Origin of the sequence: Sporolactobacillus spathodeae (assembly GCF_016908935.1) — a bacterium.
GTDB lineage: Bacteria > Bacillota > Bacilli > Bacillales > Sporolactobacillaceae > Sporolactobacillus > Sporolactobacillus spathodeae.
This window is the reverse complement of sequence record NZ_JAFBEV010000014.1, coordinates 13,137-32,136: the sequence shown is the minus strand read 5'-3', so window position 1 is coordinate 32,136 and position 19,000 is coordinate 13,137. Positions and strand designations below refer to the sequence as shown.

Sequence of the window (19,000 nt, the reverse complement as noted above, 5' to 3'; positions counted from 1 at the left end):
GAATACGTGTTGAAAAAACAACTTGTATTGGAAAACGGCGCTGTATTTATCGGCGAAAGTTTCGGAAGCACGAGAGACTCAAAAGGCGAAGTAGTCTTTAATACTGGAATGACAGGGTATCAGGAAATTATTACTGACCCATCCTACTACGGACAGATTGTCACGCTGACTTACCCACTGATTGGCAACTATGGTGTCAATCGTTCTGATAATGAATCAGGGCGGCCAAGTATTTCAGGGTTGGTTGTTCGCGAAGCAGCAAAGACACCGTCGCATTGGCAGAAAGACAAGACACTGAGCGACTGGTTAGCAGAATATGATATTCCCGGCATTGCCGGCATCGATACCCGACGACTGACGAAAATTATCCGTCAGTACGGAACACTCCGCGGGAAAATCACAGATATATCAGCCGATTCGCGTGAAGTCACTGAAAGTCTGAAACAATGGCCGTTGCCGACGGATCAAGTCAGTCATGTATCAACGCAGTCGGTTTATGTGACACCTGGGTCTGGACCGCGTATCGTCCTTATGGATTTTGGCGCCAAGCAGGGAATTCTTCGCGAATGCATCCGTCGCAGCTGCGATGTCGTGATTGTTCCCTATGACACTTCAGCGGAAGATATATTGAAGTTGCATCCGGATGGGTTGCTGCTTAGTAACGGCCCTGGTGATCCAAAATCTGTACCGGAAGCGATTGAAACCGTACGCTGCCTGCTCGGTCAGCTGCCGATCTTCGGCATCTGTCTCGGTCATCAACTATTCGCGCTTGCCTCAGGCGCGAATACGGTGAAAATGCGCTTTGGTCATCGCGGTGTCAATCATCCAGTTAAAGATTTGCGAACGGGTCAATTCGATATTACCTCGCAAAACCATGGCTTTACAGTTGAAAAGGATTCCTTGGAAGGTACCGATCTTGAAGTGACGCATCTTGCTATCAATGATGGAACAATTGAAGGACTGCGCCATACTAAATATCCTGCTTTTAGCGTCCAGTATCATCCCGAAGCCTCGCCAGGCCCGGATGACAGCCAGAAACTCTTTGACGAATTTATCAAGATGGTGAACGAGAGCAGAAAGGAAGGTGCCCGTCGTGCCTAAGCGTAAAGATATCAAAAAAATTCTTGTGATTGGTTCTGGTCCGATTATCATCGGTCAAGCCGCAGAATTCGATTATTCAGGCACACAGGCGTGCCAGTCGCTTCGAGAAGAGGGCTACGAAGTTGTCCTTGTCAACTCTAATCCGGCAACAATCATGACCGATACCGACATTGCGGATCGGGTTTATATTGAACCATTAACTGTTGAATTTGTCAGCAAAATCATCCGCAAGGAACATCCTGACGGTCTGCTCGCGACACTCGGTGGTCAGACAGGATTGAACCTCGCTGTTCAGCTGCATCAGAGCGGGATTCTTGAAGAAATGCACGTTCAGTTCCTTGGGACGAATCTTGACACCATTGAAAAAGCAGAAGATCGTGAGAAATTCCGTGATCTAATGATTGAACTCGGCGAACCGGTTCCACCAAGCGAAACGGTGACAAATTTGGAAGAAGCGCGTGCTTTTGTTGAAAAAATTCATCTTCCGGTGATTATCCGTCCCGCTTTCACACTTGGCGGCACCGGCGGCGGTATCGCTTCGACAGAGGAAGAATTTGAAACAATTACCGAAAATGGACTGAAATTGAGCCCGGTCCATCAAGTCTTGCTTGAGAAGAGCATCGCCGGTTTCAAGGAAATTGAATTTGAAGTGATGCGAGACGCCAATGATGGAGCAATCGCCGTCTGCCCAATGGAAAACATCGACCCAGTTGGCATCCATACCGGTGATTCGATTGTCACTGCTCCGTGTCAGACGCTGAGCGATCGCGACCTGCAAAATTTGCGCAGCGTTTCGTTGCGAATTGTCCGCGCGCTGAAAATCGAAGGCGGGTGCAACGTACAGCTGGCTCTGGATGCAGCGAGCGATCAATACTATATCATTGAGGTTAATCCGCGGGTCAGCCGTTCCTCCGCGCTGGCATCAAAAGCAACCGGTTATCCGATTGCTAAAGTAGCCGCAAAAATCGCTGTTGGCTATCATCTTGATGAAATCAAAAATGCGGTGACGGGGACCACTTATGCTAGCTTTGAACCGACCGTTGACTATGTCGTTACGAAAATCCCGCGCTGGCCGTTCGATAAATTTGATACGGCGAAACGGACACTCGGCACACAAATGAAAGCGACTGGTGAAGTGCTGGCGATGGGTCGCTACTTCGAAGAATCGCTGCTCAAAGCGGTTCGCTCACTCGAAAATGGCACGATGCATCTGGAGTTAAAAGAAGCCGCTGCGATGAATCTTGAGGCGATTCGTGAAGCGATTGATAAGAAAGACGACCGCCGTCTCTATTTTATTGCTGAAGCGTTACGCAGAGGCGAATCCATTGACGCGCTTTGGCAGCGAACACAAATCAATCCATTCTTCCTTGAAAAAATCGCCAATATTGTGCGAATGGAAAAGGAACTAAGCGCACATCCACAAGATAAAAAAGTATTAATTCAGGCGAAAAAACTCGGTTTTACTGACTGGAAAATTGCCGATTGTTGGAAACAAACGGAGCGCGAAGTCTGCGATTGGCGCAAGGCTGCAGGGATACGTCCGGTCTATAAAATGGTTGATACATGTGCCGGTGAATTCGAATCGGAAACGCCCTACTACTACAGCACTTATGATGAAGAAAATGAATCGGTCGTTACCGAAAAAGAAAGCGTGATTGTGCTCGGTTCTGGCCCGATTCGTATCGGACAAGGTGTCGAGTTTGATTATGCAACGGTTCATGCGGTTTGGGCTATCAAGCAACAAGGTTATGAAGCAATTATGATTAATAATAATCCAGAGACGGTGTCGACAGACTTCAGCGTCTCCGATAAGCTTTATGTTGAACCGTTGACAATTGAAGACGTGATGCACGTGATTGACCTTGAAAAGCCGAAGGGCGTGGTCGTGCAATTTGGCGGCCAGACAGCGATCAATCTTGCATCGGGACTTGCCGCACGTGGTGTAAAAATTCTTGGGACAACGCTTGACGCAATGGATCAAGCCGAAGACCGCGACCGATTTGAACAATTACTTAATCGTCTGTCAATTGATCGCCCAGCAGGAGCTACTGCTTTTTCTACTGAAGAAGCTGTCAAGATTGCCAATCGGCTTGGTTATCCCGTGCTCGTTCGCCCTTCTTATGTGCTCGGTGGACGCGCGATGGAAATTGTCTACCACGAAGACGCACTTCGTCATTATATGGAAAATGCAGTACAGATTAATCCAGAACATCCTGTGTTAGTTGACCGCTATCTCGTCGGCAGCGAAATTGAGCTGGATGCCCTGTCCGATGGCAAGGATGTTTATATCCCAGGTATCATGGAACATATCGAGCGAGCTGGCGTCCATTCGGGCGACTCGATTGCGGTCTATCCGCCTCAGAAACTGAGCGAATCGATAAAAGCAGAAGTGGTCGAAACAGCGGTGAAAATCGCGCGCGGGCTCGGTGTCGTCGGTTTGTTAAATATTCAGTATGTGATTCAACACAATCATGTTTATGTCATTGAAGTGAATCCACGTGCTAGCCGAACGGTACCGTTCCTTAGCAAAATTACCGGTGTGCCAATGGCAAAAGTGGCGACACAATTAATCCTTGGCGAACAGTTGGCGGATCTCGGCTATGTGACCGGCATCCATCCAGAACCGCAGCGCGGTGTCTATGTCAAAGTTCCGGTATTCTCCTTTGCCAAACTGCGCCGTGTGGATGTTACACTCGGACCAGAGATGAAATCAACCGGTGAAGTCATGGGTCAGGACACGACCTTGGAAAAAGCGTTGTATAAAGGCCTGCTTGCCAGCGGGATGATGATTCCATCGCACGGTTCCGCGTTGTTTACGATTGCCGATAAGGATAAGGAAGAGGCTTTAGATCTTGTTAAACGCTTCTATGATATCGGTTATACGATACTCGCAACCGAAGGAACGGCCAAGATGATTGCCGATCGTCAGATTCCGGTAACGACGGTGAATAAAATCGGCGGCGCGGCACCAAATCTGCTCGATGTCATTCGCCACGGTGGCGCTCAATTCGTTGTCAATACGTTAACTCGTGGCCAGCGACCAGCGCGTGACGGCTTCCGCATTCGTCGTGAATCCGTTGAAAACGGCGTTGTCTGCCTGACATCGCTCGACACAACGGCGGCACTGCTCAAGGTACTTGAATCGCTTGCTTTCCAGACGGAGTGCATGGCTCAGATGGATGATCGCACGGCCTCTGGCTTAATCGGAAGTGGATCGGGTGCGCCGCAATGATTCAGGAAAAAATGCAGATAACGGCTATTCGCGGAATTGCCGATCAGATCATTGAAATGAAATTAAAAGGTACACTATCCAATCAGGTGACCGAGCCGGGACAATTTGTTCACATTAAACCGTCTGGCACGGCGCAAAATGGTACAGCATTGCTTCGGCGCCCGATCAGTATTTGTTACACAAATAAAGAAAAACAGGAATTGACGCTGATTTTCCGCCGCGCTGGGATCGGCACAGAGCAAATTGCAGCCAATCAACCAGGGGATAAACTGGATGTTCTCGGTCCGCTTGGGCATGGCTTTCCAGTTGAAGCCGTTGCGCCCGGCGGCTCAGCTGTACTGATTGGTGGCGGCGTCGGGGTTCCGCCGCTCTATGGTTTGTCACAGGCGTTGACTGCCCGCGGTGTTACTGTGACGCATTTGCTCGGTTTTCGTTCTGCTAAGGATGTATTTTACGAAGAAGCGTTCGCTGCACTCGGAACCACTTATATTTTTACCGAAGATGGTAGCAGGGGACGGCAAGGGCTTGTAACTGAACCGCTGGGGGAGTTGTCGTTTGATGCAGCCTATGCTTGTGGCCCGCTGCCGATGTTACGGGCTGTGCAGCAGCTGATTGTAGACAAACCGCTGTTTCTCTCGTTGGAAGAGCGAATGGGCTGCGGCATCGGTGCTTGCCTCGCGTGCGTGGTTCATACGATCAATCCCGAGGACAAAAAAGGCTATCGCCGCGTTTGCTGCGATGGACCGGTCTTTCGTGCTGGGGAGGTCGAGTTATGCTAGGGGTACATTTGCCAGGCTTGGCTTTGAAAAACCCGGTCATGCCTGCGTCAGGATGTTTTGCTTTTGGTAAAGAATATGGTGCGCTCTACGATCTGAATGTACTTGGGGCGTTGGTTATGAAGGCGGCAACGCTGAAACCGCGTTTCGGTAATCCGACGCCGCGCGTAGCTGAGACGCCAGACGGCATGTTGAATGCGATTGGACTGCAGAATCCTGGCGTTGATCAGATTATTGCAGATGAACTGCCACGTCTTGCTGCTTTTGATCTGCCCTTAATCGCCAATATTGCCGGCAGTGAGATGGATGACTATGTCCGCACTTCAGAAAAAATGTCGGCGCAGCCACAGGTCGCGGCTTTGGAACTTAATATCAGTTGTCCAAATGTCAAACATGGCGGTATTGCTTTCGGCACCGTGCCGGAAGTGGCGGCGGAACTCACAGCGAAAGTCAAAGCCGTCTCGCAGAAACCCGTTTATGTCAAGCTCTCGCCAAATGTCACAGATATTGTCGGTATGGCTGTTGCTGTTGAACAAGCCGGTGCAGATGGTTTATCGCTGATTAATACGCTGCTTGGCATGCGAATTGATTTGAAAACGCAGCGACCGGTTCTTGCCAATCTGACTGGTGGGCTGAGTGGACCGGCGATTAAACCAGTGGCCATTCGAATGGTTTACGAAGTCAGCCAAAAAGTCTCGATTCCGATCATTGGTATGGGTGGGATTGAGAATGCTGACGATGTCATCGAGTTTCTGCTTGCGGGTGCCAGTGCGGTTCAAGTGGGCACTGCCAATTTTGTCAACCCGTTTGTCTGCCCGGATATTATTGCAGCATTGCCTGACAAACTTGAGCAGATGGGTGTGGCTGACATTAATGAACTCGTCGGAAGGAGCTGGAAATCATGAGTAGCAACGAAAAAATCATTCTCGCACTGGACGTTCCTTCAAAAGACGAGATGCTTGCTTTGTTAGCTAAGATCAATGCGCCTGGCTGCTATGTAAAAGTCGGGATGGAACTCTATTATCAGGAAGGCGCGGACATTGTTCGCGCGTTAAAGGCCAGTGGCTATCGTGTCTTTCTTGATTTGAAGTTGCATGATATTCCGAATACGGTACGAAGGGCGATGCGCGGCTTGGCACGTGTTGGCGCCGATATGGTTAATGTTCACGCGGCAGGCGGATCAGTGATGATGCGCGCCGCAGCTGAAGGATTAGCAGAAGGCGCAGTTGGCAAGCGACCGATATGCCTTGCTGTGACGCAGTTGACGAGCACCAGTCAAGAAATGCTTGAATCAGAAATCTTAATCCAGCAGCCGATAGTCGACGTGATCCAGTCGTACGCATCGCTTGCTGCGCGCGCCGGCATGGATGGCGTGGTCTGCTCGGCTTGGGAAGCAGCGGCGATTAAAAGAGCAACGTCGTCTCAATTCCTTGCTGTTACGCCTGGCATTCGTCTCGCCAAGGACGCAGCAGGGGACCAGAAACGCGTGGCAACACCGGGACGGGCACGAACGCTCGGCAGTGATTATATCGTCGTCGGACGTAGCATTACTGCCGCTTCCGACCCGGCAGCCGCGTATCGGCAAGTGGTTGAAGAATGGGGGAATACGGAATGGAAAACAGACAATTAATTGCAAGGCATTTATTGGCTATTCATGCGGTCGTCCTGAGTCCTGACGAACCTTTTACATGGGCTTCCGGGATACATTCGCCGGTCTACTGCGATAACCGGCTCGTACTTGGCTATCCAGATGTACGTGGTGATGTGATTGCTGCATTCGTCGATTTAATCAAAAAGCATTATCCAGACGTTGAAGTGATAGCTGGAACGGCGACCGCCGGCATCCCACATGCCGCATTGATTGCTGAGGCATTGCATCTGCCGATGGCTTATGTACGCTCATCCGCGAAGTCGCATGGACGGAAGAAGCAGATCGAAGGGATTATCGAACCAGGGCAGAAAGTTGTTGTGATTGATGATCTGATTTCGACTGGCGGCAGTGTGCTGACTGCGGTTCATGCGCTTGAAGAGGTCCAGGCAAATGTTCTTGGTGTCGCCGCGATTTTTACTTATCTGCTGCCGAAAGCAGATGTGAATTTTTATGAAGCCGGCGTTGCGCTACATACACTGACTGATTTTGAAACTTTGATTCAACTCGCAGTTAGCGAAGGGCATATTTCTCAGACACAGCTTGACCAATTAAAGAAATGGTACGCCGACCCGACTTCAGAAGCTTGGCGTGCTTAATCCAGCTAGTCGTTATCCGAGCTCCAGTTCAAGGGGCTCTTTTTTTGTTTGGCTCTGTTAAAGTTGTTGTTGTTATTAATCATGATCTTGACAGTTTATTGGAATCCTATATAATGAAACGTATTCGCTTTATTGCTTTAAAGCGTATTTGCAGCACATAGAGAGAAAGGAATATAAATGATGGGTACAACAGAAGAAAAAAAAGGCTCGCTGAAGCGCGGGTTACTGCCACGGCATATTATGCTGATGGCGATGGCTGGAATGATTGGCACAGGTATATTTAAAGGAAGTGGCGATACATTATCAATTGCCGGACCAAGTGTCACGATTGCCTACTTGGCTTGTGGGTTGATCTTATTTATTGTTATGGTTGCTTTGGCAGAGATGGCGATTGCTTATCCCGGGTTGAACATCCAGCATTTGATGCATAAGGCCTTTGGCTTTCGCATCTCAATCATGATCGGCTGGCTGTACTGGATCAACTGGATGATTGTCACTATTGTCGAAATTCTTGCGGCCGGAAGTTTTCTAAATTACTGGTTTCCACACATTCCTTTATGGATACTCGCCGCTATATGTGGTCTATTTATTGTTTCGATTAATTTATTTCAAGTCAGCCTATACGGTGAATTTGAGTTCTGGTTTGCAGGAATTAAAATTGGTGCGATTATCGCGTTTATAATTCTTGGTTTATTGATCTTATTCGGGGTGATTCCGAGCCCGGTCGATCCAATGAAGAATATTTTCGGCTATGGCGGATTTTTCCCACATGGGATTAACGGAATCATTTCGGCACTTCTTGTTGTTATTTTTTCATACGGAGGTTCCGAACTGATTGGTCTCACAGTAACCGAGGCAAAAGATGTGACACATGTTCTACCCAAAGTTATTAAAAGCGTTGTGTCGCGCGTGGCGATGTTCTATATTTTACCAATCATCATTATTTGCGGCATGATGCCTTGGAGCAGTGTATCAGCAACGAAAAGCAGTCCTTTTGTGCAAGTATTCGCGGGAGTTGGCATGCCGGGTGTGCCCCATCTGATGAATTTTGTCCTGCTCACAGCCGTACTGTCTGCAGCGAACTCGGGCATTTACGCAACGACACGGACGCTCTATTCAATGGCTGAGCGCGGCGAAGCGCCAAGATTTGTACGCAAATTGTCAAAAAAAGGCGTACCGCTTGGCGGAATTGCGCTGACAACGAGCTTCTTAGCAGTTGGTATCGTCTTAGCCTATCTTTCACCCGCGCAAATTATTAACCAGTTAATGAGTATTCCGGGCTTTACAATTTGTCTTGTATGGATTGCGATTTGTGCAGCAGAATTGAAATTGCGTAAGAATTATAAGAAACTCCCATTTTTCAAAATTGCCGGGTTTCCTTATGTGACCCTCATTGGTTTGATTTCATTGTCGCTCATTTTCATTTCGTTTGTGTTGAACCGTGCAAACTTAATTGGAACGCTCACTTGTCTTGTTATCATGGCGTTTTTAGTGATCGTATCCTTCTTGGTCCATCCACAAGCGAATTCAGAAAATCGTGACCTGTCTTAATTGCAATTAATTAAAACGAAATAGATACTCAGGGAAGACACAAAAGGGAACGTTCTTGACGGAACCTAGCCGAGAGTGAGACAATGAGAGTCTGGTGAAAACGGACGTAAAACGGGCGAGTAACAGGCCCGTTTTTTTTTGAAAGTGGGGGTTTATTGATGGCATTCGATGGAATTGTCACGCATGCGGTCGTTCAGCACCTGCAGGCATTTGCTGGCGGTCGTATCACAAAAATTTATCAGCCGACGGCAACAGATCTAATTTTCCATCTCCGTTCGCGTAGCGCGCGCGGTCGATTGTTGATCTCGATCAACGCTGCGTTCGCTCGGCTGCATCTAACCGAATTAATGGAAGGAAATCCACAAGAGCCGCCGATGTTTTGCATGTTGTTACGCAAATATTTGGAAGGCAGTGTGATTGAATCAATCAGTCAGCCTGGCTTTGAGCGAATCGTGAATTTTGATTTGCGCGGTCGCAACGAATTCGGCGATCTAACGCAAAAACGGCTGATCGTTGAATTGATGGGACGGCATAGCAATGTCATTTTGACTGATAAGGCAAGCGGACGAATCATCGATAGCATGAAACATTTAACGACGGCTGTGAATCGTTATCGAGTGGTGCTTCCAGGAGAGACCTATGTCGCGCCGCCGGATCAAGGGAAACTCGATCCGCTACAGATAACGCCTGATGATTTAATACGCCGCATTGAGTGGAATTCAGGAAAAATTGATCGCCAAATTGTTGGCATTGTCAGCGGCTTTTCACCGCTAGTTGGCCAGGAGATTGTTGATCGCGCAGGCTTTGCAACTCCGGATGCAATTGCTTCGGCATTTGCCGAACTGCAACAGGCACTTCGAGCCAATGCTTATCATCCGGAGATTATCAGTCTGAAGAATGGCAAAGAAGATTTTCACGTGCTGGAGATGACACATTTAGATGGAAAAAGGCAGCTTTTTGACGACGTTCACGCGATGCTTGATCATTTCTATGCAGTTAAAGCAGAAACGGATGCGGTCCGTCAAAAAGCCGGCGATCTTGGCCATTTCATCAGCACGGAGCTAAAGAAATACAAGACTAAATTGCTGAAATTGAAGCGGACGATTCAAGATGCAGAGAAAGCCGATCACTATCGATTATCCGGCGAATTGCTGACTGCGAATATGCATGTCTTAAAAAGAGGCATGCGTGCTGTAGCTGTTGTTAATTACTATGATCCCGAGCAGAAGGAAATCACTATCAGTCTTAATCCGAACCGGACACCGTCCGAGAATGCCCAGGCCTATTTCAAAAAATATGCCAAAGCGAAGACAGCCAAGATAGTTGTTCAAACGCAGATTGAGGAGACGGATGAAGAAATTCGTTATTTTGACGGGCTCGCGCAGCAAATTGAATCCGCTTCTTTGAAAGATATCCGCGAAATTCGCGAGGAACTTGAAGAGGGCGGTTACTTAAAAAAGAAAACAGTGCGTGGCGCCGCTAAAATGAAAAAAAATAAGCCGGAGATTGATCAGTATTATGCGAGTGATGGCACCGTCATGCTCGTCGGTAAAAATAATAAACAAAACGACTATTTGACAACGCGTCTGGCTGGACGTAACGAGATTTGGCTGCATACAAAAAATAGCCCGGGGTCGCATGTTGTGATTCGTTCAGAGAATCCAAGCGAAGCCACGCTAAGAGAAGCGGCAGTGCTAGCGGCGTTTTTCAGCAAATCACGGCTGGGTAGCGGCGTGCCTGTGGACTACACTCGGATTCGATTTGTCAAAAAACCAAGCGGCGCCAAGCCTGGCTTTGTTATCTATACTGATAATCGGACGCTTTATGTGACACCGGATGAAGCACTTGTTCTCCAATTAAGAAATATGCCTGCGCACCCTTAATCGCATGGATAAGCGATTTATTTTTCAACGTGACTTGATTCGCCGCCCTCATTTTGTATAAAATGGAAAGTGGAAGTGATTTGATGAACAGCATGACAGGCTTTGGCATGGCCGTCGTTTCGGAAGGACAGATGTCGGTTCGGGTTGAATTGAAATCGGTCAATCATCGATTTTTCGATCTAACGATGAATTTGCCGCGTGCTTTTTCCTGCTTGGAAGAAGCCATCAAAAAAACCGTGCGATCGCATGTTGAAAGAGGCGCATTGACACTGTATCTGACGATTGACGGCGGGACAACGATCGGGCCAAATGTGCGTACGAATTGGTCTGTCGTCAATCAATACGTTGCGTCAATTAAAGAAATGCAGGAGCGAACCGGATCGGAAAACACGATATTCAACGCATTGCCGCTTCTTCCAGGTGTTTTTTCAATGGAGGAAGCCGGATCTGATGCAGCGCTAAAAGCGGCGCCACATATCCTGCAGGCAGTCGAGGACGCTTGTCGGCAACTGTCCGAAATGCGTGCGGCTGAAGGACGACATCTGTGTGCAGACCTTCATGAGAAAATCGCTGCGCTAAAGGAACAACGGGCGAGCCTAGCGCGCCTTGCACCGGCTGTGCACGAGAAGCATAGCGAACGGCTCCGTAAACATATGGAACAATTTTTAAATCATCAGGCGGCTTTGGATGAAGCACGACTCCTTAATGAAGTCGCAATATTTGTTGATAAGGCGTCGATTGATGAAGAATTGACTCGCTTAGACAGTCATTTGCAGCAGTTGGAAAATTCTCTTGATCCGGATACTGACGCGGCACCTGTTGGACGGAAACTTGATTTTTTGATTCAAGAAATGAATCGGGAAATTAATACGATAGGGGCAAAAGGAAACAGTACGGCAGTCAGCCAATCTGTTGTGCTGATGAAGAGCGAACTTGAGAAAATCCGCGAGCAGATACAGAATGTTGAATAATTGAATTTGGGGGAAGTGAGTGTCGGGTGACAAAACTGGTCAATATCGGTTTTGGCAATATGGCTGCATCGAATCGGATCGTCTCGATTATCAGCCCCGAATCACAGCCGGTGAAACGCTTAATTAAAATTGCCAGAGACAGCAATAAATTGATTGATGCGACTTACGGCAGGCGAACACGGGCCGTGGTGATCATAGACAGTGATCATATTATTCTTTCATCTGTTCAGCCCGAGACAATTTCTCAGCGGGTCATGCAGCAGAGTGAAGTCGAGGAATGAAGAACAGTTGGAGGCATTGGAATCATGAGTTTTAAAGAAAAAGGATTGCTCGTTGTTCTCTCCGGTCCTTCAGGAGTCGGAAAAGGAACGGTGTGCAAAGCCTTGCGCGCACGCGGGACGCATTTACAATATTCGATTTCCGTCACCACGCGTAAACCGCGGGAAGGCGAGAAAGACGGCATCCACTATTTTTTCAGAGACCGCGAACAATTTCAACAAATGATTCGTGAAGACAAGCTGCTTGAATGGGCGGAGTATGTCGGCAATTTCTACGGAACGCCTGTGGATTACGTTCGCGAGACGATCAATGCCGGTCAGGATGTCATTCTCGAAATCGAAGTCCAAGGCGCGCTGCAAATCAAGCGCCGTTTTCCGGAAGCTACATTTATTTTTCTTGCACCGCCAACTCTTGGCGAATTGAAGAAACGGATCATTGGTCGTGGCACAGAAACTGCCGATTTAATTGAAAGCCGGATGTCTGTCGCCAAATCGGAGATGGAACTGATGGAGAACTATAATTATGTCGTTGAAAATGATCAGGTTGAAAAAGCGTGCGATCGAATCGAGTCAATTGTACTCGCTGAACATTGCCGTGTAGACCATATCATTGAAAAGTATAAAGATAGTGAAGGAGCTGATTGAAAATGATGATTTATCCGTCAATTGACAGCCTGCTGGAGAAAGTAAATTCCACTTATACACTCGTTTCGCTTTCTGCAAAACGCGCGCGCCAGCTTCAAGATGGGACCGGCCATTTGATGTTGCAGCATCCGCGTTCGTCGAAACTTGTCGGACAGGCGCTTGAGGAAGTTAGTGCTGGACTGCTCAATTACAAAGTCAGCAAGTAAACGATGATCGGATAAGCAGCAGCCGCAGTCAGGTTGTTGCTTTTTTGCTATTTATAGAAATACAGCAGGAATTGTGCTCGTATCGGCGGGCAACAGGAGGAGATTGCCATGGGCATAGCCGGAAAAACGGTTATTGTCGGTGTTACCGGCGGAATTGCGGCATATAAAGCGGCAGAACTGGTTCGCCTATTGGTGAAGGCAGGGGCATCTGTCCATGTCGTTATGACGAAGGCAGCGGAACAATTTATCGGCGCGGTGACCTTTCAGGCATTGACAAGGCACCACGTACACTGTTCCGTCTTCACGGATGAAAAAGAAGGACAAATCGCACATATAGATTTGGCAGATCATGCCGACCTGATTGTGATCGCACCGGCCACTGCGGATACGTTGGCGCGCCTGGCCGCGGGACGTGCGGATGATATGCTGACGGCGGTCGTGCTGGCTGCCCGCTGCCCGGTGCTCGTAGCCCCCGCGATGAATAGCAATATGTACCAGCATCCAGCGGTGCAGCACAATATAAAGCTTCTGGCCGACTACGGCTATCACTTTATCGGACCGGAGAGTGGCAAGCTAGCTTGCGGTTGGACGGGCAAAGGACGTCTCGTTGCGCCCGAGGCGATTGCTGCACGCGCCACTGAATTTTTTATGGAACAGCAGGAAAAAGATGCACCGCTTAGAGGAAAAAAAATACTGGTCACTGCTGGACCGACGCGGGAAGGACTCGATCCGGTCCGTTTCTTCAGCAATTTGTCAACCGGAAAAATGGGCTATGCAATCGCCGAACAGGCGGCTCGGCTCGGTGCCGATGTGACGTTGATTTCTGGTCCGGTGCAGCTTGATGCGCCGCCAAATGTGACCATTGTGCGTGTCGTTTCGGCATTGGAGATGCGCGCGGCCGTACTTCGTGATTATCAGAATGTCGATGCCGTCATCCAATCTGCTGCGGTTGCCGATTACCGGCCGGAAGAGGCTCATGCGCAGAAAATAAAGAAGCAGGACGGTCCGTTACTGGTTCGGCTCGTGCGAAATCCAGATATTTTAAAGGAACTCGGATTGAAAAAGGAGAAACAGATTCTGATTGGTTTCGCCGCGGAAACGGAAAACCTTGAAGCCAACGCCAAGCGAAAGCTAGAAACGAAGCATCTTGATCTGCTAGTTGCTAATCTCGCCGCAGATGGGTTCGCGACAGATACGAATAAGGTGACTTTTTATTTTGCCAATGGCAGATATGAGCCGCATCAACGGCTACCGAAACATGAGGTCGCCTCAAGAATTTGTGCAGCCCTTGCTGCTCTATTTGAAGAGAGTGAGTGCCAGTGATTGCCGAAGTCTTTGTCGACATTCCAGCGGCTCCGGTCGATCGCGCCTTTGATTATCTCGTGCCGGAAGACTGGATCGGCACGTTGCAGATTGGCATGCGTGTTACGGTGCCTTTTGGGACGACACGCCGGCTTGGTTTTGTAACCCAGTTGAAAACAGAAACGGCTTTTGAGCATTTAAAAGCCTTGGATGCACTTATTGATCCACAACCTGTGCTAACGGACGAATTGCTTAATCTCGGGCGCTGGCTTGCTGACACCACACTCTGTCCAACTGTCGCCGCCTATCAAGCGATGCTGCCTGCTGTTATGAAAGCAGAATACCGCAAGCAACTGATTATTCTAGATGAGGCGCGGCTAACACATGATTTTCCTGAATTGCAACGTGTATTTGCGGGTGTCGCACCAGAATGGGAGACGTTGGTCAAAGAAGCGCCGCAACTGTTGAAAAGCCTGCAGAAAGCATTGAACGAAAAAGTTATCATCGTTCGCCAGGTTGTCAAAAATCAAGCTAAGATCAAGGAATTGCCAGCATGCCGCCCCGCGGTTCCTAAAGAGAAATTGCACGCCGCTCTGGAGGCGCTCGATGCGCGATCACAGCGGCAGAAGGATGTGCTTGCTTTTTTTGAGCAGCATGCTAGCGATACTTACATAGCACTAAAAGAATTAACCGGAATGCATCAGCTCAGCCGCACAGCAATTCACCGTCTCTGCGAAAAAGGGTTGCTTGAGCTTGGCAAAATCGAGGCGAAACGGGACCCTTACGCGGGTAAGGCGCGCAACCAAACGCATAAGCTTCCACTGACACAGGAACAGCGTGCCGCCTTGACGCCGATTGACACAGCCATTACGCAGGAGGAATCCCGTGTCTTTCTCTGTCATGGCGTCACAGGAAGTGGGAAAACTGAAATTTATTTACAGGCGATCGAGCATGTAATCACGAGTGGCAAACAGGCTATTGTTCTTGTTCCGGAAATTGCGCTAACGCCGCAAATGGTCGAACGCTTCAAACGGCGTTTCGGCGAAGCGGTTGCCGTCCTCCATAGCGGCCTGAGCAAAGGTGAAAAATTTGATGAGTGGCGGAAAATTCGCAACGGTCAAGTGTCGGTCGCCGTCGGTGCACGATCTGCGGTATTCGCGCCGTTCCAGAAGCTCGGTTTGATTATTATAGATGAGGAACACGAAAGCAGCTATAAACAAGAAGATCAGCCGCGTTATCATGCACGAGACGTGGCCGTTCATCGGGCGCGTCAACACCACTGTCCGGTCGTTCTGGGGAGCGCAACGCCCTCACTTGAATCGTTTGCCCGCTCGCAAAAAAAGGTGTACACGCTGCTGACTTTGAAGGAACGGTTTAATCATCACCCGCTGCCGCCTGTTTCGATCGTCGATATGCGTGAAGAGATGCGCTCAGGCAACCACACAGTTTTCTCAGGCACACTCTTTGAAAAATTAAAAGAGCGCTTTGTTCGAAACGAGCAAACCGTTCTCTTTTTGAATCGCCGCGGTTTCTCGACATTTGTCATGTGCCGCTCTTGTGGCACGGTGATCAAATGCCCACATTGCGATATTTCACTGACGTATCACCGCGAAGGGAATCTACTTAAATGCCATTATTGCGGCTATCAACAGCAAGTTCCGGAGACTTGCCCCTCATGCGGCAGTGATTCGCTACGTTATTTTGGCACAGGAACGCAGAAGGTTGAGGCTGAGTTGGCGCGGCTGTTGCCCGAAGCCCGCGTCATTCGTATGGACGTTGATACAACTCGACGAAAGGGCGGTCATGAGAAACTATTGCGTGCTTTTGGCGATCAGCAGGCGGATATTTTGCTTGGCACTCAAATGATTGCCAAAGGCCTTGATTTTCCAAAAGTGACGCTTGTCGGCGTACTTGCCGCTGATTCCATGCTTCATCTCCCGGATTTCCGCGCTTCAGAGAAAACTTTTCAATTGTTGACCCAAGTATCCGGGCGTGCAGGGCGGCATGATCTCCCTGGAGAAGTGATCATACAGACTTATACACCGGAGCATTATGCTGTGGTTGATGCTTCACAACATGATTATTTGCGCTTCTATCAGGAAGAAATGCAGATTCGCTATCGTCGCGGCTATCCGCCGTTTTATTATCTGGTTCTGATTAATCTGACCCATCCGGAGCCAGCGAAAGCGGCGGAAGCGGCCGAGCGGATCGCTGCGGCCTTGCGCCGGCATTTGTCGCCCGACGCGCTGATATATGGACCCGTTGTTCCTGCAATCGCACGGATCAAAGATAGATATCGTTACCAGTGCATGGTAAAATACAAAAGAGAATCAGCGCTTTTGCCGCTGCTACGAAAAATTAACAGCCATTTTCGTGAAACTGGGAAAAACGGACTGCAGCTGTCGATTGATCTGAACCCAGTAGTTCTGATGTGAGGATCCGATCAAGTGCAGTGCAAGATAGAGGATGATTATCTAATGAAAATCGTTTTTATGGGAACACCAGATTTTGCGGTACCTATTTTGGAAAATTTAATCAGCGAACCGTCCTATACAGTTGTTTGTGTGGTGACACAACCGGATCGGCCTAAAGGGCGTCGGCACGTTCTGACTGCACCGCCAGTCAAAGAATCAGCGCTTCGCCATCATATTCCGGTGCTTCAGCCGGAAAAGGTACGGCGAAAGGATGCTGTCGCCGATATTCTGTCGTATGCACCGGATTTATTGATTACGGCCGCATACGGGCAGATTCTGCCACAATCGCTACTCGATGGGCCAAGGCTTGGTTGCGTCAATGTTCATGCATCGCTTCTTCCCGAATATCGCGGCGCTGCCCCGATTCAGCAGGCGATCATTGATGGTAAGGAAGAAACCGGCGTCACGATTATGTATATGGTTAAGCAGCTTGATGCTGGCGATATGCTCGCTCAAGTCCACGTGCCGATTAATGCCGATGAAACGTTTGGCGGATTGCACGATAAACTCAGTGCTGCAGGAAGCCAACTGTTGATGGAAACATTGCCAGCAATTGAGGCAGGAAGCGTTCATCCTGTTCAGCAGGAGGAATCGCGTGTCAGCTTCGCACCAAGCATTCAGCACGAAGATGAAGCCATTGTTTGGTCGAAAAGCGCCAAGGAAATCCACAATTTAGTTCGTGGATTGAATCCTTTCCCTGGTGCCTATACTTCTCTAGATGGTAAAGTATTTAAAATATTTTCGGCCCAACAAACCGGGCTTCAGACAGAGGAAGAACCGGGCAAGATTACCGCGTTTGATCATGCCGGCATTCTCGTCGCGACCGGATCGGGGGAAGTGCTTCGCATTACCGAATGTCAGCCGGCCGGCAAGAAACGGATGCGCGCCACTGATTTTCTAAATGGCAGCGGCCGCACGCTTCAAACCGGCATGCAGTTTGGAGTAAACCGATGAACAAGATAACAGCGCGTGAACAATCGCTCGATCTTTTATTGGCGATTTTGAAAAAGGGATCCTATAGTCCGATCGTTTTAAATGAAGCTTTATCAAAGAATACCTTCAGCACGCATGATCGAGGGTTAATCACAACACTCGTCTACGGCGTTCTGCAGCGGAAAATGACGCTCGACTATGTCTTATCCCTTTATGTTGCGAAAGAGAGAAAGCTCGACACTTGGGTACGGGTGCTGCTCTGGCTTTCCATTTATCAGAAAATGTATCTCGATCGCATCCCGGACCATGCCCTCGTGAATGAGGCAGTAGAGATTGCGAAGAAACGTGGCCATCGCGGAATCAGTAACCTAGTAAATGGTGTACTCCGTCGTTTGATCCGTGAAGGCCTTCCTGATTTCAACGCAATTCAGCCAGAGGAACGGCGCGACGCGATTCAGAATAGTCATCCTGAATGGCTGCTTCGTCTCTGGCGCGAGGAGTGGGATCTTGAGACGGCGCGGCGCATTGCTGAGGCAGATAACCAACCGCCACTTGTTTCCGTACGCGTCAATCGGACACGCCTGGATCCGGATACCTTAATCGACAAGCTGCATGAAGTAGGAATCGACGCAAAATCTAGCACGCTTTCGCCAGATGGACTTGTTCTTGCAAGCAGCGGATCAATCGCTGCGTCACCTTTCTTTGTATCTGGACAGTTGACGATCCAGGATCAGAGCTCGATGCTTGTTGCCGATGCCGTGGCACCCGAAGCCTCAATGCTCGTGCTTGACGCTTGTGCCGGTCCCGGAGGAAAAACGACGCACCTTGCTGAACGAATGGACGGGAAGGGGCGGATTATTGCACTCGACTTGCATCCGCACAAGACGAAGCTGATTGATGAGGCCGCCAAACGGCTCGGGCTCGATTCATGTATTGAAACACGAGCACTGGATGCGCGTAGAGCGGCAGATCAGTTTGCATCTCAGTCTTTTGATCGCGTTTTGCTCGATGTCCCTTGTTCCGGATTTGGCGTCATTCGACGGAAGCCGGAAATCCGTTGGGAGAAGAATCCGGAAGACATCGCTCAGCTTGTCAAAGTGCAAAAGGAAATACTCGAACGTACCGCACCACTTGTCCGACCCGGCGGTTTATTGATTTACAGTACATGTACAATCAGCCGAGCGGAAAACGATTGGCAAATTAGTCAATTTCTTGCGGAACATCCGGAGTTTGAGCCGGATTCGGATTTTGCTCAGCATTTGCCGGCCAGTGTCAGAGAGCGCGTGCATCCGCTGGAAGGCTGGCTTCAGCTGATGCCGTTTGATTTTAATACGGACGGTTTTTTTATCGCCTGTTTGCGCCGAAGTGAAACGGGACAATAAGCATCTAACCTGAGTGAAA

At 49.0% G+C, this 19,000-nt stretch carries 16 protein-coding genes; all 16 read left to right on the top strand.

Features of this window, described 5'->3' with window-relative positions; genetic code table 11:
• Nucleotides 1-9 precede the first annotated feature (9 nt).
• The 16 genes from carA (at nucleotide 10) to rsmB (ending at nucleotide 18,981) form a co-directional block, all read left to right on the top strand.
• The gene (gene carA / locus JOC27_RS08355) at nucleotides 10-1,101 is read left to right on the top strand and encodes a glutamine-hydrolyzing carbamoyl-phosphate synthase small subunit (protein ID WP_205006831.1); all 1,092 of its coding nucleotides are present in this window, start codon (nucleotides 10-12) and stop codon (nucleotides 1,099-1,101) included.
• Complete coding sequence (carB, locus tag JOC27_RS08350; RefSeq protein WP_205006830.1) at nucleotides 1,094-4,333, top strand: carbamoyl-phosphate synthase large subunit; 3,240 nt, start codon at nucleotides 1,094-1,096, stop codon at nucleotides 4,331-4,333. The genes carA and carB overlap by 8 nt, the downstream gene beginning before the upstream one ends.
• Nucleotides 4,330-5,112: a dihydroorotate dehydrogenase electron transfer subunit gene (locus JOC27_RS08345; protein WP_205006829.1), complete on the top strand. Its 783-nt coding sequence runs from the start codon at nucleotides 4,330-4,332 to the stop codon at nucleotides 5,110-5,112. Before carB ends, JOC27_RS08345 begins: the two co-directional genes overlap by 4 nt.
• A complete protein-coding gene (locus JOC27_RS08340; RefSeq protein ID WP_205006828.1) occupies nucleotides 5,106-6,014 on the top strand; it encodes a dihydroorotate dehydrogenase in 909 nt (302 codons plus the stop codon). The genes JOC27_RS08345 and JOC27_RS08340 overlap by 7 nt, the downstream gene beginning before the upstream one ends.
• The gene (gene pyrF / locus JOC27_RS08335) at nucleotides 6,011-6,739 is read left to right on the top strand and encodes an orotidine-5'-phosphate decarboxylase (RefSeq protein WP_205006827.1); all 729 of its coding nucleotides are present in this window, start codon (nucleotides 6,011-6,013) and stop codon (nucleotides 6,737-6,739) included. Before JOC27_RS08340 ends, pyrF begins: the two co-directional genes overlap by 4 nt.
• Complete coding sequence (gene pyrE, locus JOC27_RS08330; protein ID WP_205006826.1) at nucleotides 6,721-7,356, top strand: orotate phosphoribosyltransferase; 636 nt, start codon at nucleotides 6,721-6,723, stop codon at nucleotides 7,354-7,356. The genes pyrF and pyrE overlap by 19 nt, the downstream gene beginning before the upstream one ends.
• A gap of 177 nt (nucleotides 7,357-7,533) precedes the next feature.
• A complete protein-coding gene (locus JOC27_RS08325) occupies nucleotides 7,534-8,907 on the top strand; it encodes an amino acid permease (RefSeq protein ID WP_205006825.1) in 1,374 nt (457 codons plus the stop codon).
• A gap of 158 nt (nucleotides 8,908-9,065) precedes the next feature.
• Complete coding sequence (locus tag JOC27_RS08320; RefSeq protein WP_205006824.1) at nucleotides 9,066-10,790, top strand: Rqc2 family fibronectin-binding protein; 1,725 nt, start codon at nucleotides 9,066-9,068, stop codon at nucleotides 10,788-10,790.
• 83 nt (nucleotides 10,791-10,873) lie between these two features.
• Complete coding sequence (locus tag JOC27_RS08315; protein ID WP_205006823.1) at nucleotides 10,874-11,761, top strand: YicC/YloC family endoribonuclease; 888 nt, start codon at nucleotides 10,874-10,876, stop codon at nucleotides 11,759-11,761.
• A gap of 26 nt (nucleotides 11,762-11,787) precedes the next feature.
• A complete protein-coding gene (locus tag JOC27_RS08310; protein ID WP_338062790.1) occupies nucleotides 11,788-12,042 on the top strand; it encodes a DUF370 domain-containing protein in 255 nt (84 codons plus the stop codon).
• A gap of 24 nt (nucleotides 12,043-12,066) precedes the next feature.
• Complete coding sequence (gmk, locus tag JOC27_RS08305) at nucleotides 12,067-12,684, top strand: guanylate kinase (protein WP_205006822.1); 618 nt, start codon at nucleotides 12,067-12,069, stop codon at nucleotides 12,682-12,684.
• A 5-nt stretch (nucleotides 12,685-12,689) separates the two neighbouring features.
• Complete coding sequence (gene rpoZ / locus JOC27_RS08300) at nucleotides 12,690-12,890, top strand: DNA-directed RNA polymerase subunit omega (RefSeq protein ID WP_205006876.1); 201 nt, start codon at nucleotides 12,690-12,692, stop codon at nucleotides 12,888-12,890.
• A gap of 108 nt (nucleotides 12,891-12,998) precedes the next feature.
• Nucleotides 12,999-14,213 carry a bifunctional phosphopantothenoylcysteine decarboxylase/phosphopantothenate--cysteine ligase CoaBC gene (gene coaBC / locus JOC27_RS08295; protein ID WP_205006821.1) on the top strand — a complete coding sequence of 405 codons (1,215 nt, stop codon included), beginning with the start codon at nucleotides 12,999-13,001 and terminating at the stop codon, nucleotides 14,211-14,213.
• Entirely contained in the window at nucleotides 14,210-16,627 is a 2,418-nt protein-coding gene (priA, locus tag JOC27_RS08290; protein ID WP_205006820.1) for a primosomal protein N', read from the top strand. The genes coaBC and priA overlap by 4 nt, the downstream gene beginning before the upstream one ends.
• A 42-nt stretch (nucleotides 16,628-16,669) precedes the next feature.
• The gene (gene fmt / locus JOC27_RS08285; RefSeq protein WP_205006819.1) at nucleotides 16,670-17,620 is read left to right on the top strand and encodes a methionyl-tRNA formyltransferase; all 951 of its coding nucleotides are present in this window, start codon (nucleotides 16,670-16,672) and stop codon (nucleotides 17,618-17,620) included.
• Entirely contained in the window at nucleotides 17,617-18,981 is a 1,365-nt protein-coding gene (gene rsmB, locus JOC27_RS08280; protein ID WP_205006818.1) for a 16S rRNA (cytosine(967)-C(5))-methyltransferase RsmB, read from the top strand. Before fmt ends, rsmB begins: the two co-directional genes overlap by 4 nt.
• The last annotated feature ends 19 nt before the right edge of the window (nucleotides 18,982-19,000 follow it).

Coding starts and splice junctions, on each gene's coding strand:
- rsmB (WP_205006818.1), top strand. CDS start 17,617: ATGAACAAGATAACAGCGCGTGAACAATCGCTCGATCTTTTATTGGCG.
- gmk (WP_205006822.1), top strand. CDS start 12,067: ATGAGTTTTAAAGAAAAAGGATTGCTCGTTGTTCTCTCCGGTCCTTCA.
- coaBC (WP_205006821.1), top strand. CDS start 12,999: ATGGGCATAGCCGGAAAAACGGTTATTGTCGGTGTTACCGGCGGAATT.
- pyrE (WP_205006826.1), top strand. CDS start 6,721: ATGGAAAACAGACAATTAATTGCAAGGCATTTATTGGCTATTCATGCG.
- JOC27_RS08320 (WP_205006824.1), top strand. CDS start 9,066: ATGGCATTCGATGGAATTGTCACGCATGCGGTCGTTCAGCACCTGCAG.
- rpoZ (WP_205006876.1), top strand. CDS start 12,690: ATGATTTATCCGTCAATTGACAGCCTGCTGGAGAAAGTAAATTCCACT.
- pyrF (WP_205006827.1), top strand. CDS start 6,011: ATGAGTAGCAACGAAAAAATCATTCTCGCACTGGACGTTCCTTCAAAA.
- JOC27_RS08325 (WP_205006825.1), top strand. CDS start 7,534: ATGATGGGTACAACAGAAGAAAAAAAAGGCTCGCTGAAGCGCGGGTTA.
- JOC27_RS08315 (WP_205006823.1), top strand. CDS start 10,874: ATGAACAGCATGACAGGCTTTGGCATGGCCGTCGTTTCGGAAGGACAG.
- fmt (WP_205006819.1), top strand. CDS start 16,670: ATGAAAATCGTTTTTATGGGAACACCAGATTTTGCGGTACCTATTTTG.
- JOC27_RS08340 (WP_205006828.1), top strand. CDS start 5,106: ATGCTAGGGGTACATTTGCCAGGCTTGGCTTTGAAAAACCCGGTCATG.
- JOC27_RS08345 (WP_205006829.1), top strand. CDS start 4,330: ATGATTCAGGAAAAAATGCAGATAACGGCTATTCGCGGAATTGCCGAT.